The organism is Pirellulales bacterium (assembly GCA_036499395.1).
Lineage (GTDB): Bacteria > Planctomycetota > Planctomycetia > Pirellulales > JACPPG01 > JACPPG01.
On record DASYDW010000102.1, the window covers coordinates 1 to 15,921 of the forward strand.

The 15,921-nt window shown below is 56.0% G+C and carries 12 protein-coding genes and 1 pseudogene; 9 read left to right on the plus strand and 4 right to left on the minus strand.

From position 1 onward, the window contains the following. The first annotated feature begins 148 nt into the window (after positions 1–148). From VGN12_18925 to VGN12_18945, 5 genes and pseudogenes are all read left to right on the plus strand, one after another. Positions 149–412: pseudogene (locus VGN12_18925) on the plus strand (ArdC family protein). A gap of 90 nt (positions 413–502) precedes the next feature. Then, positions 503–943, plus strand: a complete 441-nt coding sequence (locus tag VGN12_18930) for a zincin-like metallopeptidase domain-containing protein (protein ID HEY4311528.1) — start codon at positions 503–505, stop codon at positions 941–943. 72 nt (positions 944–1,015) lie between these two features. Beyond that, the gene (locus VGN12_18935) at positions 1,016–1,207 is read left to right on the plus strand and encodes a hypothetical protein (protein HEY4311529.1); all 192 of its coding nucleotides are present in this window, start codon (positions 1,016–1,018) and stop codon (positions 1,205–1,207) included. Between the two features lie 23 nt (positions 1,208–1,230). After that, on the plus strand, positions 1,231–1,407 hold the full coding sequence (locus tag VGN12_18940; protein HEY4311530.1) for an MJ0042-type zinc finger domain-containing protein: 177 nt from the start codon (positions 1,231–1,233) through the stop codon (positions 1,405–1,407). 137 nt (positions 1,408–1,544) lie between these two features. Continuing rightward, positions 1,545–3,110 carry a hypothetical protein gene (locus VGN12_18945; GenBank protein ID HEY4311531.1) on the plus strand — a complete coding sequence of 522 codons (1,566 nt, stop codon included), beginning with the start codon at positions 1,545–1,547 and terminating at the stop codon, positions 3,108–3,110. Between the two features lie 187 nt (positions 3,111–3,297). Here the strand turns inward: VGN12_18945 and VGN12_18950 are convergent, their stop codons facing one another. Both VGN12_18950 and VGN12_18955 read right to left on the minus strand, forming a co-directional pair. Then, a complete protein-coding gene (locus tag VGN12_18950) occupies positions 3,298–6,567 on the minus strand; it encodes a protein kinase (GenBank protein ID HEY4311532.1) in 3,270 nt (1,089 codons plus the stop codon). Further along, positions 6,564–7,532 (minus strand): sigma-70 family RNA polymerase sigma factor, encoded by a 969-nt coding sequence (locus VGN12_18955; protein ID HEY4311533.1) that lies wholly within the window; start codon positions 7,530–7,532, stop codon positions 6,564–6,566. The genes VGN12_18950 and VGN12_18955 overlap by 4 nt, the downstream gene beginning before the upstream one ends. A 99-nt stretch (positions 7,533–7,631) precedes the next feature. On the opposite strand from VGN12_18955, the gene VGN12_18960 reads away from it, so the two are divergent. The 4 genes from VGN12_18960 to VGN12_18975 all read left to right on the plus strand — a co-directional run bounded on the left by VGN12_18960 (position 7,632) and on the right by VGN12_18975 (position 12,520). Next, the gene (locus VGN12_18960; protein HEY4311534.1) at positions 7,632–9,539 is read left to right on the plus strand and encodes a hypothetical protein; all 1,908 of its coding nucleotides are present in this window, start codon (positions 7,632–7,634) and stop codon (positions 9,537–9,539) included. A 211-nt stretch (positions 9,540–9,750) separates the two neighbouring features. Further along, positions 9,751–9,975 carry a hypothetical protein gene (locus VGN12_18965; protein ID HEY4311535.1) on the plus strand — a complete coding sequence of 75 codons (225 nt, stop codon included), beginning with the start codon at positions 9,751–9,753 and terminating at the stop codon, positions 9,973–9,975. A gap of 373 nt (positions 9,976–10,348) precedes the next feature. Continuing rightward, on the plus strand, positions 10,349–11,020 hold the full coding sequence (locus VGN12_18970; protein ID HEY4311536.1) for a hypothetical protein: 672 nt from the start codon (positions 10,349–10,351) through the stop codon (positions 11,018–11,020). A 456-nt stretch (positions 11,021–11,476) separates the two neighbouring features. After that, positions 11,477–12,520 carry a tyrosine-type recombinase/integrase gene (locus VGN12_18975; protein HEY4311537.1) on the plus strand — a complete coding sequence of 348 codons (1,044 nt, stop codon included), beginning with the start codon at positions 11,477–11,479 and terminating at the stop codon, positions 12,518–12,520. A 270-nt stretch (positions 12,521–12,790) separates the two neighbouring features. On the opposite strand, the gene VGN12_18980 is transcribed toward VGN12_18975, so the two are convergent. After that, positions 12,791–13,288, minus strand: a complete 498-nt coding sequence (locus VGN12_18980) for a hypothetical protein (protein HEY4311538.1) — start codon at positions 13,286–13,288, stop codon at positions 12,791–12,793. A 53-nt stretch (positions 13,289–13,341) separates the two neighbouring features. Beyond that, positions 13,342–15,285 carry a type IV secretion system DNA-binding domain-containing protein gene (locus VGN12_18985; protein ID HEY4311539.1) on the minus strand — a complete coding sequence of 648 codons (1,944 nt, stop codon included), beginning with the start codon at positions 15,283–15,285 and terminating at the stop codon, positions 13,342–13,344. Positions 15,286–15,921 lie beyond the last annotated feature (636 nt).

A 15,921-nucleotide genomic window follows, 5' to 3' on the forward strand; every position in this document is an offset into this window, starting at 1 on the left:
ATCACACCTCCATGCGATGCGCCGTTCCGCCGGCGAATCCATTCCGCCAATTTTAACAGGGGCGCGATCCCAATTATGGGTGAGTTCGCCGCAGGGATACAACCCCGGTTAACAGGGGTCTTACGAGTCTTGCTTCTGGAACGCCGAACACGCGGCCGGACGTATTACGCGACCTTTGCGGCACAACGGCACGCCGTACAAGGGAATCAACATCTTGATGCTGTGGGCATCAGCAGAGGAACAGGGATTCGCCAACCCGTTTTGGTTGACCTTCAACCAGGCCCGCGAGCTGGGGGCGTTCGTGAAGAAAGGGGAGCATGGCTCGCCCGTCGTCTACGCCAACACGTTCAAGAAGAAGGACACGGCTGAGGATGGCTCGGAAGTCGAGCAGGAAATTCCATTCCTCAAGGAATACACCGTATTCAACGCGAGCCAGGTCGAGGGACTGCCCAGCTATTTCTATGAGCTTGCCAAGGCGATCGAGACCAAGCCGCTTGCCCGCATCGAACACGCCGAGCGGTTCTTTGCCAACACTAAGGCAGACATTCGTTACGGCGGAAACCGTGCTTACTACGCGAACGAGGCCGACTATGTCCGGATGCCGCCCTTCGAGACGTTTAGGGATGCCGAAAGCCACGCCGCCACGCTGGGCCATGAATTGACGCATTGGACCAAGCACGCTTCACGACTCAATCGCGACCTCGGCCGCAAGAAATGGGGCGACGAAGGTTATGCGATGGAGGAGTTGGTTGCCGAACTCGCGAGCGCCTTCCTTTGTGCTGATCTTTCGATCACGCCGGAAGTTCGCGAAGACCACGCCAGCTATATCCACAAATGGCTGAAAGTTTTGAAGGACGACAAACGGGCCGTGTTCTCCGCCGCATCACTGGCGAGCCAAGCCGCTGACTTTCTGCACGGCTTGCAACCGCAGTCCGTCGAATGACCTGGCCACGTGCCGTCCGCCGGAGTGATCCGGCGGACGGTTCTTTCATCCACATATTAAGGACGCCCGCACATGGACCCCAACCAAACCTATCTCGATATGTACGACGCCATGCGCGAAGGAGACCACGAGACGGCCAGAGCCCTGGCCCTTGTCTTGAAACGCTGGTTTGTCAGCGGCGGATTCTATCCCTACCAGTTCAGCCCCGAAGAAATGAACGCCTACATCGCCACCGCGTTGCGGCGTACCGCTCACCTGGCCTAACCACACACCAGAAAGGCTTTCACATGTACTACGTCATTTGTCCGACCTGCCAGGCAAAAGTTGAGATCCCCGCTGATGCCGTCGGCCCCGACCGCGCCGACCTATACAACGTCGTCCATTGCGACGATTGCAACACCGGCTTTGACTACGACGACGAAAACGTTATCGAGGAGCCGGAACCGACTGATCCGGCTGGATAAACCAGCCGCACAAATATCGTCGCCACGGGCCGGCTCACCGCCGGCCCGTGGCTTCTACGCGTTCTCACGTATCGAAAGTAATTGTTAATCATTCTGTGGTACGCTCAGACCGCCATCACACTCAGGAGAGGCATATTTTGCGATTCGGTTACGTTGCCATCGTATTCGGCATTCTCATTGCTTCCCTGATCGCTGTGGGCAGACCAGCGGCATTTCCTTCGGACGATGGATTCTTTTACCCCCAGGTTGCCCGCAATATCGTAACGCACGGCCGCAGCAGCTTTCACTTGATTACCGACACAAACGGCTATCATCCTTTGTGGATGGTGGCGTGTGTGCTGGTTGCGTTTCTGTTCAGCCCGCTGAATCTTTCTCCCGATGCATTGCTGGGGGTGCTCTTTTTGGTGCAAATGGCGTTGCTGCTGGCGAGCTTTATCTATTTGGTTAAATTGCAACGTCTGCTCGGATATCCCGATCCGTTCATCTCTCTGGGCATCATTGCCATTATTTTTATCGGCAAGGGGACACTGTTTTTGCTGGAAAGCCATTTGGCTTTTCTCCTCCTGACTTGTGCGACGTATCACTACTGCCTGCTGTCGCGGGCGAACAAATCGGATGATGCGTCGCTGCGGCGCTTTGGCCTTATCGCGGGGCTGATGGTGCTCGCGCGACTCGATTTGGCTTTTGCCGCGGCGCTAATGATGGGGGGCCTGGCGTTGCGACTCTATCGGCAAGGTGACTTTCAACAGTCACTGAGGCAATGCGTGGTGCTCCTGATACCGGCAGCGATTCCAATCCTGGTTTATGTTGCACTCAATGCTTATTTTTTGGGCTCAGCGGTTCCCATCAGCGGGATAATAAAAAGCAGCTTTCCAATTCCCCATTTGCAGTTCGCCGGACAGGGAATTTACTTTAATGTCTTCTTTTCGCTGACGGCGATCATTGCCGTGTTCTTACTGGCGAAGCGCCCCATCCACGGGCCGGAGGCGGTACACGAAGCGTTTCTACTAGAATTATGCCTGTTTAACCTGGTGTATCTGGCGTATCTGTTTCTGTTCACGCACGCAGCGCCCTGGTATTTCCTGCAAACGTTTCTGCTCGTAGCGCTCTTTGCGGAATATGCTTGCGGACGGCTTTTGAATTGCCGCAAAGTCCCCCTTTTCGTCCTAGCGGCCTTGCTTGCGTTTGTGAACATCGCGATGGCTTATGGCCGCGCCTACAAAGGCTTATCCGTTGAGTTTGGTTTGCTGCAACAGAATCAAAGAGCAAATGACCGGCGCGAAACAGTGCGAGAGGTGATGCAGGCATTGCCACCGAAAGCGGCTTTGCTGTCGTTCGACATGCCAGGCGTGCTGGCCTGGTATTCAAATCTCCGCGTGTTCCCTGCGGACGGGCTGATGAACGACCCCGGCTATGACCGCGCTCTAATGCAACAGGGAGCGCAGCGTTATCTCTGTTCACATGGCATCGGGTACGTCTTTTCGCCCATTCCCACGGCCGCAACTGATTTTGCGGGCTACTTCGATATGACCGTCAAGCGCGCCGGTTACGAACTGACGATGTATGGGCCGCTTCCCAAGCAGCCAGCAGGTTCAATCGATTTGCCAGAGAAATCTCTGCTCGTGCGAGTACCAAACTTGCTTAATATCTATACGGATTATAAAGAGTTTGGTATCTGGAGCATTCCATGCCCCGACTTCTAACGACCGAACACATCCGCTTGCGGTGGTCGGTCGCTTCCAGGAGGCCTCGATCAAATTCCAAAGAGTCAGGCATGGGCCATCAGCAACCAGTGTACGCGACGCCGGACACCGCCGTCCTGCGGCAGATGTTGTTGGCCCTTGTCGCTGCTCATTGGCCGACGCGAATCCTGCCAGATCGATTGCGGACCTAATTCTCGCTCGACGCGGCGGATGCAAATTTGGCCGGCAGAGCGGCTCCATCCGCGCCGAGCCTGTGGATCTGTAATCCATAGTGCCCGTTCCACTCGACGCCAAATACAAGCATATTCCCCGCAGGGTTGAGTCCCATGCAGACGATCCGCTCATCTTTGCTCCCAATCGAAAGAAGCGCTGAGCGGGTTGGCAGATGCCAGAAGTGGACGGTCCCGTCAAGCTGCGAATGGCTTAGTAGCGTTTCGCCGTCGCTGGAGAATTGGACTTTGGTAATTCGGTCTTGATGGCCGATTAACTTGGCGAACGAAGCAACATTGTCCAAGTCCCAGATGAACACGATTCTGTCCACGCTGCCAGCCGCAAGATAGCGACCATTGGCGGATATTGTTGCGGGCAATACTCTTTCATTGAGACCCGGCAGCTTTAGGAAAGGCGGCGACGCAGGCGTCAAGCGAAGGAACGTCTTTTCCGCATTCTTACTATCCAACCAGAGATCGCCGCGTGTAGTGCGAAACTTGCCGAGGGTCCAATGCGATAATGGTTCGTCGCTCGCCACTTCATTCAGAGACTGATCCAAGAGAAATGGACCGGTCTTACCGCTGCGTATAATCAAGGACTCCGCATCAGGAGTGAATCCCGAGAGTCCATGATCTTCAGCGGAGGGTGACCGGTAGTCGTTTAGTATCCGCCCGCTGGCACAATCGCGCTCACGTACGGTGCGATCGCCTTCCAAACAGACCACCGTCGGTTTAAGCGGATTGAAAGCGACGGACACAGAATGGTTCTCGGTAGGTACGAAATTCCCAGCGGCTTCGGAAGTGTCTTCGGTCGACCACACGGGAGCGCTGCTAGCCGCATTGTACATGGTGATCTGTTGCGGGCGCGCCGTCGAACTGTCGACGACAGCCATCCAACGTCCACACGGCGAGAACTCAATACTTCGAGGCAGGTTCCCCAAGACGATGTCAAAGGGGTATCCAATAACGTGCTTTCCCCATAACCTGATGACCTGATCACTGCCGGCGGTGATGAGCCAGCGACCGTCCGGGGAAATGTCGACCGATGTGCCACGGCCGCTATGCGCATGGATACGCCGTCCAACGGGCCTTTCTTCATCTAGCACATTTTGAATTTCCCAGGCGTGCACATTGCCGTTGCGAAGAATCGCGGCCAACGTTTTCGTCTGAGGTGAATATCGAAGCGACCTTGGTTCGTCCTCTACCGCAAAGTCGGCGACCTTGACGCGCTCCCGCAGATCCCAAATCTGGATAGAGCCCAAAAAGTAATTGACCGCTAAGTAACCGGGGCCGACTGGGATATGGCAGATATTTCGAATGGCAGAGAAGGGTATGTGGTCAAATCGATTGATTTCCTTGAGCGTGGCGGTGTCCATAATAGACAGGCCGCCAGGTTTAATGGCTACTGCCAGCGATTCATCGTTGGGCAAATAAGCTAACGACTGGATCTCGATCGGATGCCCAGGATCACGTGCGACGGCTTCAGCTGACGCCGTCAGTGGATCCGACCGGAGGAGCTTGCCAGTTATAGGATCAACGATAGACACAACGGCATTCGTGCCACCCACGGCGAATTTCAGTTGGTCACCCAACCACGTGAGCGCAAACACCTGGCCATCGACAACCGGCTCGTCAAATATGATCGTACCGTCCACGACCCGATGTACGACGACCCGACCCTCATCACCAGCGACGGCCAACATTGAGCCATCGGCCGAGACTTCAGCAACGTTGACCTCATTCATATTGTCATTAAGTTCGTATTGCTTGGTCCAAGTAGAAGTATCCCACGCGATCACGCGCCCATCTTCTCCGGCCGAGAACAGCGTGTCGCCACCAGGTGCAAATCGAACGCTATGCACCCTACCGGCGTGACCAGGTAATGTGCGATCCTCTTCGTTCACTTGAGACCAAAGATACTCCCATTCGATACCCATCCGTGCAGGATTCTCGGCCAATGCCCGGCATTCTTCGAGTAACCGGCGAACTTCGCGACGGCCACCACGTGTGCGTGCTTCAACGGCGTGCTGAATACTGGCGGCATATTGATGCTGGCGCTCAATCGTCGCGGCGGCCTCAATTTGGTCAGCAGCAAATCCCCGGTCTCTCACCCAAGCACCAATCAGCCCGGCGACAAGAATCATGCTGGCCATTGCAATTGCCACTAATGCTGACTCCGAAGGGTTCCGCTTAACAAGCTTCCAGCTCCGCTCACACGCCGTCGGCAACCTGGCCTCGACCAGCTTGCCGGCAAGAAAATTCGCCAGATCGTCGCGAAAAGCCTGGGCCGAGGCGTAACGATTGTCCGGTGATTTTTCCAGGCAACGCATGATGATCGCGGTGAGGTCCTTGGGGACGCGATTACGAAAACCACGAATGGAAGGTGGCTCGTCGTAGATGATTCGCTGGCGCACTTGTTCAGAGTTTTCGCCCTCGAAAGGCCGCCGGCCGCAAACCAGCTCATAAAGCACGACCCCTAGTGAGAAAACGTCGGACCGTTCGTTGGCCTTTTGTCCCAGCGCCTGCTCGGGCGACATGTAGTAGTCTGTCCCGACAATGGCCTGGGTCGCGGACTCGGCGATGACGGCCGAAGCACGTACCCGCCGTGCTAAACCCAAATCAGTTATGACCGGCGCGTATCCGAATTCTCCGGCCTCCGCATTAGGCTTTAAGAGAATATTGCTGGGCTTGATGTCGCGATGAATCAAATCATTTGCATGAATGAATTGAATCGCCTCGGCGACCTCGCGCATGATGTCAGCGGCAAGTCGAGCCGGCACGTGCGATTGGGTCTTCATCCATTCATTCATCGCCGGACCGTCGATAAGCTCCAGCGCGATGTAGCATACCGAGCCGACCCAGCCGGATTTATAGACTTTGACGATTCCTGAATGATTAAGCGCCGCAGCCGCTTCGGGCTCCTTGACGAATCGCTTACTGGCGACCGGGTCATACATGACGTAGGGCCATGCCACCTTTAGCGCGACTTGGCGTCCCAAGACCGTATCCTCGGCACGGAAAACGACGCCGAACGTCCCCATACCGAGCAGACCTTGCAGACGGAAAGAGCCGAGCTTTGTCGGCATCCGGGCTAAGACGGCCGCGCCTACCGGAGTGGCGCTCCCCTCTGCGACGCGTACAAGCTGCGACAGCCATAGAAGCAGCGCGCGTGAGCCCTTGAGACCGGTTGCGCCATTACCGACCGGAGCCTTGCTGGGTTCATTAGCCGTCGAGTCGCCGTTATTCATCGTTCAAGTCTCCTGCGAAGGCGATTAAGCGCTCTCCGGCAGGATCGCGACACCGTATCATCGCTGCTATTGACTAACGACGCGATCGCGGCGAAGGGCAAGCTGTCGATATATCGCAGCTTGAGGATATATTGCTCGTGCGGCTTCAGACGCCGGAGCGCTGCGAATGCTCGGTCCCATTCGTCACGTTGCTCGATTGAATCGCCGCCCTCTTGTTTTGATCGATCATCATTGGACAGATTCCTTCTGAGCGCGACGGCCTGCCAAATCCGCCGTTTCTTGGCGTCGCTTGTCCGCCGCCGGTGACTTCGCATGCAGGTCATACGTTGCCAATGCAAAATCCCGCGTGCCCAGCGTTTGAACTCTCCGAAAGTCTCGCCTTTGAAATAAGGGAACTTCTTTCGGATCACAAGTAGAGTGTCCTGAATCAAATCGGACCCGCTGCGCGATGGACTCAGACCGCGAACTCTACGGCCGTCAAGCTCCTCGCGCAAACGCTCGGCAACCAGTACAAGGAGCTTGTCGAGTGCCGCCATCGATCCAGACCGGGCTTCGGCAGTCCAGCGGTCCGGCTCCGAAGTTCCGGTGGAATTCTCCGTTCCGATTGCCATAGCTGCACAACCCCTGAATAGCGGAACGGTCAAGAATTCAATGCCAAGAAGGCAACGCGTCGTATCGCATAATCGCTGCTGGCGCAACCCGCCACCCAATAGCATGACCGGCGCCGGCGGCGACTTCAACCGGAGCGGTTTGTCGCCAAAAAAAACTTCCGAAAACTCATGTCCGATACGTCGCTGATCGGCATCCCATGCCACAGGCACCGAGATTGGCAGCGGGAAATCCGGGCCCCAAGCCGATTCGCGCATCTTTTCTGGATTTTTAGCCAATTTCCTGTCCGATCCACGAGACCTCGGGCAGATAGGGAGTAGGGTCCGACGAGCCGGTTGGCTCTGACCCTGCGCCATCGTTCAACAACGGCCGCAATGGCACTTGGCGGTGCTAACTCCCGCCAGTCGTAGATGCTAATGCTCAGCGTGACCTACCTGAAAATAGGGCGAACCCAGATGAAGCCAACTCCTCATGCGCCGTTCCTGGCGATCATCGCTGCTGTGGCGATGATTCCATTCCTATCCGCCGATGCCCGTGCCGATGCGGTTTTCGCGTCGACGTATAGTGGCACCAACGACACGAATGGCTTCACGACTATTCGAGAATACTCGTCGGACGGCGTCACCATCAACTCGTCAGTGATATCGGGCATCCAAGACGTCTGTTACGGGATCACCGAATATGACGGAAAGATATTTATCGCCAACGGCCCAACGGGCACAATTAGTGAATACACAACTTCCGGGGCACTCATTAACGCCTCCCTCATCTCCGGCCTCAACTACCCCGTGGGTATGGTTGTGTCAGGCGGGAATCTGTATGTTGCCAACGCGGGCAGCGGCGTAATCGGCGAGTATTCGCTTTCGGGTTCCGCGATCAATGCTTCCTTGATCACGGGGTTAAACGGGCCGTGGGATTTGGCTACGTCAGGTGGTGACATTTATGTCGCGAACTCGGGCGCCGGTTCTGTCGGGGTCTATACGACGTCCGGTGCGGTTGTAAACGCGTCTCTGATCTCTGGGATCAATCGTCCTACGCAGGTCGCCGTGTCGGGGGGGAATATCTTCGTGTCCGATTTCAATGGCGGGCGCATCGGAGAATATTCAGCCTCGGGCGCTCACATTAATGATTACCTAACCGGAAACTCATACCCGGAAGGCATCGTTGCGACAGGAAGCAGCCTACTTGTGCCGTATGGTTATACAAGCGGTGTCACCGGTGTCTGGAACGTCAGCGCGTCAGGCAATGTCGGACAGGTGAACGCAATATTTGCACAGGGAGCTGGCTTCGCACTTGGCATTACCGTCGCTTCCGATGTAGAAGTTCCTGCGAACCTTGCCGGGCCCGATGACCCTGCCTACTTCACCGGCACCAAGACCGATCCAGGATCGTCCGGTCCGCCGAATACGTACAGTTATCAAAGCCTCGATATCACCACTGGCAGCGGCTACACGCTCGGGTCGAATGAAACGCTGAATCTGAATAACGGCGCTGGGACGTTAACCGTCGAGCAGGGCGCGGTGTTCGTCAGCAACGGCCTGGTCGAGGGCAGCATCTTGAATGAAGGGCTGGTCATCGTTCCGATCACGCAAACAGGTCTCATCAGCAATACCCACGGCGGCGTCGTCAACATCAGTCCTCCGGCACCGCCTTCACCGGGCCAGCCCGTCGTCATCACCAGCCCCGACCCGATTACGGTTAACCCCGGTACAAGCCTGGTGATTGGCAGCGGCGGGTTCGGCGGAGATGGAACCGTAGGGGGCGGAGGGAGCGGTGGTGGCAGCCCGGGCAACTATACGGTGACTACCCCGAACGTCGGCAACAGCGGCACCGTCAGTTGGGACGGCAAGCTGGAAGTTACCGGCAACTACTCGCAAACGTCGACAGGTGTATTGCGATTGTTCGTTGCCGGCCATGACCAGGGAACGACCTACAGCCTGCTGCAAGTCGACCAGCACATCAGCCTAAGCGGCACGCTGCAAGTCGTCCTTGAGCCCGACCTGTTTCACTTCCTGCCGGTCGCCGGCCAGACGTTCGACATGATCGTCGGACAACAAGGCATTTCGCTCGACGGGTCTCTCTCTCTCCAAACGCTGGTGACTTCCGCGGGCGCGGCAGAATTGCTCTCAGAGTATGGAGTGTCGATTGCGCCGTATTTGAGCCCGTACGCGGCCGACCCGAACAGCCTGTATGTTGTCAGCCCTGGATTGTTTACCTACGGCTTAGTCGACCGCGGCACGACGCTAGAACTGACTTTCACCGGTGTGCCTGAGCCATCCACGGCTGTTCTTTCCATCATGGGTGTAGTTGCGATTGCCGGAATGACTCGGCGAAACCGAAGTAGAGGAAGGCTATCGCATTAGTCGATTAAGGGCGCCATGCAAGAGCTGAACGCTGTTTAGTTGGTCGACTAACAGAACAATGTTCCAATCAACGCGATGGGCCGACTAATCGCCGGGCCGCATCTTTTCCCGCGTTGTCATTGAACTGTCACATTTCTCTGCTTGCGCCTGCGGCCGTTCTGCGTCAATGATGGCCTTAAGTGCAATGCCAACATTGACCACGACGTAACGCATGAACAGCCCCTTCGGTGCCAGTCCGCTATCGATTGCCAGAGAAGCCCAGCACATGGCGGGCAAGGCGGACGGCATCGACTGCAAAGCCTTCCAGAAAATGGCGCTCGTCACCCTCGGCGTCACCGCCGCCGCCGCGGCTTCGCAAGTCTTCCTTCAGCTCTGGAAAGAACTCCGCCGAAGGGATGAACGCGAGCATGGCCGATCGGGCGGCCGAGGCCGCTAGCCGAGAGCCGGCCGTCAGTACCGTACCCGGGCAGATCGAAATTAGACTGCGAAATTCACAAGCTATCGCGTAAACTGGAGGTACGCCCGTCGCTGAGCCGACGCGGCCACAAGGAGAAGCAGTACCTTGCAGCCGCGCCCGGCTACGGTCCGCACCTACTTTGACCGTATCGTGAGACGCATCGGGGTTCGCACTCGCCGGCAGCTCCTCATCTATATCATCCGCGTCAGCCAAGTCACCTATATCGGGTGCCCATTGCTGCCGACACCCTTGCTGCTGACAGCAGCAATGCCGACTTTCGTTACCGGCTCGCGGTACGTACCCTTTGACCGTCTATCTCCACAACCATCGGACGATCAACAAGGAGCAGCCAATGTCCACATTGCGTGTTCATGCCGCTATCGTAGTCACGGCCTTCAGTGTGGTCTTTATGTGGTCTGCAAACACGCATGCTGCATCAATTACCGTAGCTGCGACCGACGCAATCTTCCTTGCCGGACGTACTGACGTCACGATCGCACCAGCCGGGATACCCCCATCGGGATATCCATTGCTGCGAAACTCACCTCCTGGCACCCAGGCAGAATCTTTCCCAACTGCCATCTCGGCTATGCCGGGGAACGTCTTTGAATTCTTGGCTAGCGGCACCGTGAATTACAATGATGAGGTCACTCAATCACCCCCAGTCTTTAGTCCTGATGGAGGTTTCGCTGTAACCATTGGCAATTTAGCTGGCATCAGCGACTATCAGGGGCCAGGTGGAGCACTTCTCGGCATATTTCTCGATGCGAGCAATCCCGCGTCATCCATTGCTCCGACCACGCTCAACTTCTCCACGATTGGAACGTCCTTTTCGACATTGCATCCCGGTCTGGGACAGGTCTTCTTCATCGGCGACGGTCTAACCGGTACGGGCACAGGATCGGAACAGAACTTCGTCGCACCGACTGGGGCAACCCGGCTATTTATTGCTGTCGCTGATGCTCCTGGATTCAGTGGACCTCCCGGTGCCTATGACGACAACGCCGGTTCGTATCATGCCTAGGTAACCGTCGTTCCCGAGCCGAATACGTACGTCCTCGCAACTCTAGGAATTGTCGCACTGCTGGCGGAGACAATGTCACTTCGCGCAAGCTCAAACTCATTTCCTGTCGCGACAGGAAATCCATTGAAAAGCGTGCTAAACGCGGCTAAAACGTAGAGAGTTACGTCACGCTTGCGAGTGCGTCACGCACTGTAGAAAACCCCTGAAAACAAGGGCTGTTTCGCACAAAAGCACGCCAATCACGCGCGCGACTTCTAATCCGCAGGTTGCTGGTTCGATTCCAGCCGGGCGTATTCGAGGTTTTTGCGATTCGGCACTTGACCGAAAAGCCCCTGGGTACAGAATTGCGGTACAGAATGAATCAAAGCTCCCGCCCGGCTGCAACCGGGACGGGAGCTGGCATACCCGAAGGCACGCCGTGGGAATCCACATGGCTCTTTGCTGGAGGGTTGATTCATGGCTCGTGCTTCGAAACCGTGGTGGCGCGAAGATCGACAGGCTTGGTTCGTCACGATCGACGGCCAGAGGTACAACCTCGGCCCAGATGAGGGCGAGGCCCATCGCGAATTCCACCGTCTGCTTTCTCTCGCGCCTGCGGTACGCACCCCGAAGGCATCCCCGTCCACCGGTCTGACTGTGGCCGACGTTCTGGACAAGTACCTCGATTGGTGCCAGAAGCACCGCGCTCCACGGACATTCGATTGGTACCGGGATCACTTGCAATCGTTTACCGATTTCCTTTCGAAGCCAGACGAGATGCTTGTTGCTGACTTGAAGCCCTACCAGGTCGTGGAATGGATCGACCAGTATCCGTCCTGGGGGGCCAACTACCGGAGAGGTGCATTGATAGCGGTGCAGCGCCCTTTCAACTGGGCGACGAAGGTTGGCTACATCAACGCTTCGCCGATTCCTCATATCGAGAAACCGCAACCGACTCGTCGCGAGCAGGCCGTGACGCCGGACGAGTGGGAATCGATCCGCGACCACTACCGAGAAGGAGATCCGTTTCGTGATCTCTTGGAATTTGCCTGGGAAACTGGCTGCCGGCCGCAGGAAGTAAAAGCAATCGAAGCTCGGCACATTCAACTCGCCCAGCGCCGCGTGCTTTTTCCGGCCGCCGAGGCAAAGGGAAAGAAACGCATCCGCATCATCTACATGACGGCAAGGGCTGAGGGCATTATTCGCAGGTTGCTGAAGCTCTATCCAAACGAATTGTTGTTCCGAAACAGCAAGGGTCGTGGCTGGAATTATGCGAGCATGAACTGCCGATTCAGCACGCTCAAGAAGCATCTGGGGGTGAAATATTGTGGGTACGCGCTGCGGCATGGTTTTGCAACTCGGAAACTGGAAAGCGGTCTCGATCACATCACGGTTGCCGCGCTGATGGGACACGCGGACGCCACGATGCTTAGCAAGGTTTACTCGCACATTGGTGATCGTCACGATCACCTTAGGGACCAGCTGAACCGCGAGTCGGTCGACGGACGTCCAAATGCTTGAATCTTTGCGTGGGAAAGCGGCGAGCGGCGGGTGCATGTCCCCGCTGCTCCCCTCCCCGCTTAAGAGTTCGTAAAAAAGTGTCCAGGTCGGCTTCGTCGATTCGAATCGATCCGCGCCTTCCTTGTTTGCCAAGGCGGAAATGTGCTAGCCGGCCGGATGAAATCCAGTCATAAACCAAACCGGCTGAAACACCGGCGCGTTTTGCGACACCTTTTACTGTGAGCACGCGAACACCTACTTCAATCGTACTTCCTGTGAGCTTTTTGCAGACTATTGCAACTTGTGCGATCGTCGTCTGAGAGCCTCCAATTGCTGATCGATATCAAGATACTCAGCTTGCAGAGCGCAGGGCAGGTTCGCATTTTCGTGACGTGGACGCCGATGCATTTGGCCACTGGCGCGACGAACAACAATGTCGTACATCCTTGCGAGGGATTCGTGCTCATGCCGACTGTATAGAAATCGGTTCGCTCCACGACCGGCAAGACCATGAGCCGCCATCCAATGGCGGACTTGAGCGAACCATTCCTGACGCTCCCGAGCGTCGAGATGGTTTCTGGAATGATCGAAGATCTGGCCGTGCATTCGAAACCAAAACCGCGCGTTTTCCAGTCGCCACTTGGTCACGCCCAATCCAAGCGTCATCGCGGAGAAAGCCATAAATGGGACTGCTCCACGATTCCGACTTGCGATCAGATGGAACTCGGCGCAGAGAATCATCGCCAAGCATGTAGGCAGCACGATCCATTCAATGACGCGCCGGTTCATGAACCGAGGCTGGAGGCGGCGACGACCGTTCTGAATGTCTGCTATCAGATCGCTCATGATCGATTCCCTAAACTTTGACGCGGTGCACGAAGGCCCAATCGCTTGTAATCAGCGGCGTCGAATGGCCGCAGAACTTGATGCTCGGGCGGACGTGGCATGAAGCCCGGTATGGAGGCATCAGGTTTGGTCAGGTCGTCGATCGCTTTGGCAGTGATGGTAGAACGAAAAACTCCAGTAAACGGGCTGAGGTAGTAGCCAGTCAGGCCATTGCGACGATTCGTAGCCGGCATATCGAGCAGTTCGCCTGGAAGTACCGTTTCTCGTTTCTGCAGCTGCTCGGTTATTGATCCACCACTGACGTTTTCAGGCTTCATCCCCGATCGGCGCCGCTCCAGCACTTCGGCATCTGCGATCACCTGAGACGCCCAGGCCGCTGTCTCAGGGCTATCCAAACGCAAGAATGCCTTGGTAGCGCATTCTCCGGTCAACTCGTGAGCAGCCTCGCGCCCATAGACACTGCGTAAGCCTTCTATATCCTGAAATCCGATAACGACTCTATTTCCGGCCCCGCGGCCGAAAGTGGTGACCTCCGGAAGGGCTAAACGCCCAAGCACCTTAGCCTCGTCCGCGATGTGCCAGACCCTTCTTTCTGTCGATTCGTTCTGGGCAAGCAATAACTCAGATAGTCGTTGATAGATCGCTCGATTAACGACTTGCATCGCGAGTTGAATGCTGGGGTCAAAGCCGAGCACCAAAATCGACTCGCTTAGGATCCAATCGCTCAGAGCTAAGGATTCATTGGCTTGATCCCAGCAGGCAGCAATCGGCGAGAACCGGTTTACTTTGCTGGCGATGCACGATCGGATGTTCTGATACGTGCGCGGCTCATCAAAATATTGACAGAGGTCTCGTGTTTCTGCGTCGCCTCCAAGTATTTGGCTTAGGAGATCCTGATTTCGTAAGACCATTAGCACATCCCGCAGCGTCCAGGCATTTGGTGCGCGCTTCATGAGGGACAGCATTTCACCGGTTACGATCTCGCGACCGGCGTCCGAAAAAAAGCGATTTGCTCCTTCATCTTCGGGGATGAGGGTTGCTGCGATTTGCATCGCCGTCGTGACGGAGTTGCAGTCTTTGGCAACCCACCAAGCCACACTACGCGTATCAAACGGATTCAGATTGTAAATCCGCGCCCTTATATTCATGCCATGGAGACGCGGAATCATGTCGCGTTTCGGGTCGAATATGATTGCCCGATGGTCACGGCCGCTACCAATTGTGCTGCACGCGTGCTCCAATATAAAAGCGAGCGTAAGCGACTTTCCGGAGCCGATTGACCCTACGATGCAGATGTTGGTCCTAGCTGCCTCATCGGGTATTTGAATTCCACCAAAGCAGATTGTTGGTTCGCCAGCGGTCGTGTGGCGGGCCGCCAGGATCTGTGCCTGTTTTTGCGTCAGCAGTTTGCGTCCGCGTCGAAAGACGCTGTCGTGATCGCGCCGATTCAATAATCGCTGGGATATGCTGTCCAGAATAGCACTGCCGAAAAACGCCGCGACATAACGAACGATTCCCCACCAACCTGGGCAATCGGGTGGGAATGAATCGAAGAAATTGAAAAACCACTCTTTGTTGATCAAGACACCAAACTCATTCAGCCATTTCGGGGTCGATATAGTCCAAGGAATGGCCGCACCAATTGCGTAGCCCAGACATCCTCCGATCACACTCATGAAAAAGCTCACGATCTGGCGCCCAAAGAACTTTTGGAGCGAGTTGCTATCAAGTGCCGGATGCGAACGTCGTCGCTTCCAGGAACTGAATTCCTTGCGTCCGTCATTCCATTCGCTCATCGCAACCAATACAGCGGGGGCGGCGGCCCACCATCGTGTCCAACCAAGCGCAAGCAGGATAAGCCATATAAGAGAGCCGCTTGCTATACAGAGCGCCACTGCGATGGATAGCGTAGCCGCAATCAATTGCCGCGAGAGTCTCATCGCTGCAACTCCGGTTGTAAGACGACATACGATCGATCGCGCACGGCAACATCGTGCGTCAAACTCTGCTGCTGCGGTCGACTCATTGCTCTACTCACCTCCGCCAAGTTGTCACCAGCAGTAAATCGATCCACATAGAGCCTGCACATTTCCCGATGCCGGGACGCGAGAACAACGGCCAATTCGCGATTGGGCCGCTCTGGGATAAGGCAAAAGGTTCTGTCCACGGTCACTCCCTGGCTCTTATGAATAGTCAGCGAATAGCCATGCGCGATATGCGGGTACGCCTGGAGTGGGATTACCACCTGTCCACCCGCGTCAATCTGGACTGTCATCATGTTCTCAGACAGATTTAGATCGACGACTGTGCCCAACTGACCATTACGGACCCCCAGTGGCCTGTTATTGCGTTCGAAAAGCACTCGGTCGTGCCGATAGAAGTGTGCGCCTTGGTGCTCAAGTGATTCTCCAGAAAGAATCCCTGCTTTAGTCCGAGAGATATTGCAAGAAGTTGTGGATGGGAAGTTGTCAGGCGGCGGCTTCTTGGGGTTTGATTCCATCGATGAATTGAACACCGGCGATCACTTCGGGCAGTAGCTGCGAGCCGTTCAGCAGCCGCCATCTCTTCGCGGCCGA

Bases quoted from the DNA above. Each gene is read 5' to 3' on its own strand.
- VGN12_18980 (HEY4311538.1), bottom strand. From the start codon at position 13,288: ATGAACCGGCGCGTCATTGAATGGATCGTGCTGCCTACATGCTTGGCG.
- VGN12_18955 (HEY4311533.1), bottom strand. From the start codon at position 7,532: ATGGCGCAGGGTCAGAGCCAACCGGCTCGTCGGACCCTACTCCCTATC.
- VGN12_18985 (HEY4311539.1), bottom strand. From the start codon at position 15,285: ATGAGACTCTCGCGGCAATTGATTGCGGCTACGCTATCCATCGCAGTG.
- VGN12_18935 (HEY4311529.1), top strand. From the start codon at position 1,016: ATGGACCCCAACCAAACCTATCTCGATATGTACGACGCCATGCGCGAA.
- VGN12_18950 (HEY4311532.1), bottom strand. From the start codon at position 6,567: ATGAATAACGGCGACTCGACGGCTAATGAACCCAGCAAGGCTCCGGTC.
- VGN12_18975 (HEY4311537.1), top strand. From the start codon at position 11,477: ATGGCTCGTGCTTCGAAACCGTGGTGGCGCGAAGATCGACAGGCTTGG.
- VGN12_18965 (HEY4311535.1), top strand. From the start codon at position 9,751: ATGAACAGCCCCTTCGGTGCCAGTCCGCTATCGATTGCCAGAGAAGCC.
- VGN12_18960 (HEY4311534.1), top strand. From the start codon at position 7,632: ATGAAGCCAACTCCTCATGCGCCGTTCCTGGCGATCATCGCTGCTGTG.
- VGN12_18940 (HEY4311530.1), top strand. From the start codon at position 1,231: ATGTACTACGTCATTTGTCCGACCTGCCAGGCAAAAGTTGAGATCCCC.
- VGN12_18970 (HEY4311536.1), top strand. From the start codon at position 10,349: ATGTCCACATTGCGTGTTCATGCCGCTATCGTAGTCACGGCCTTCAGT.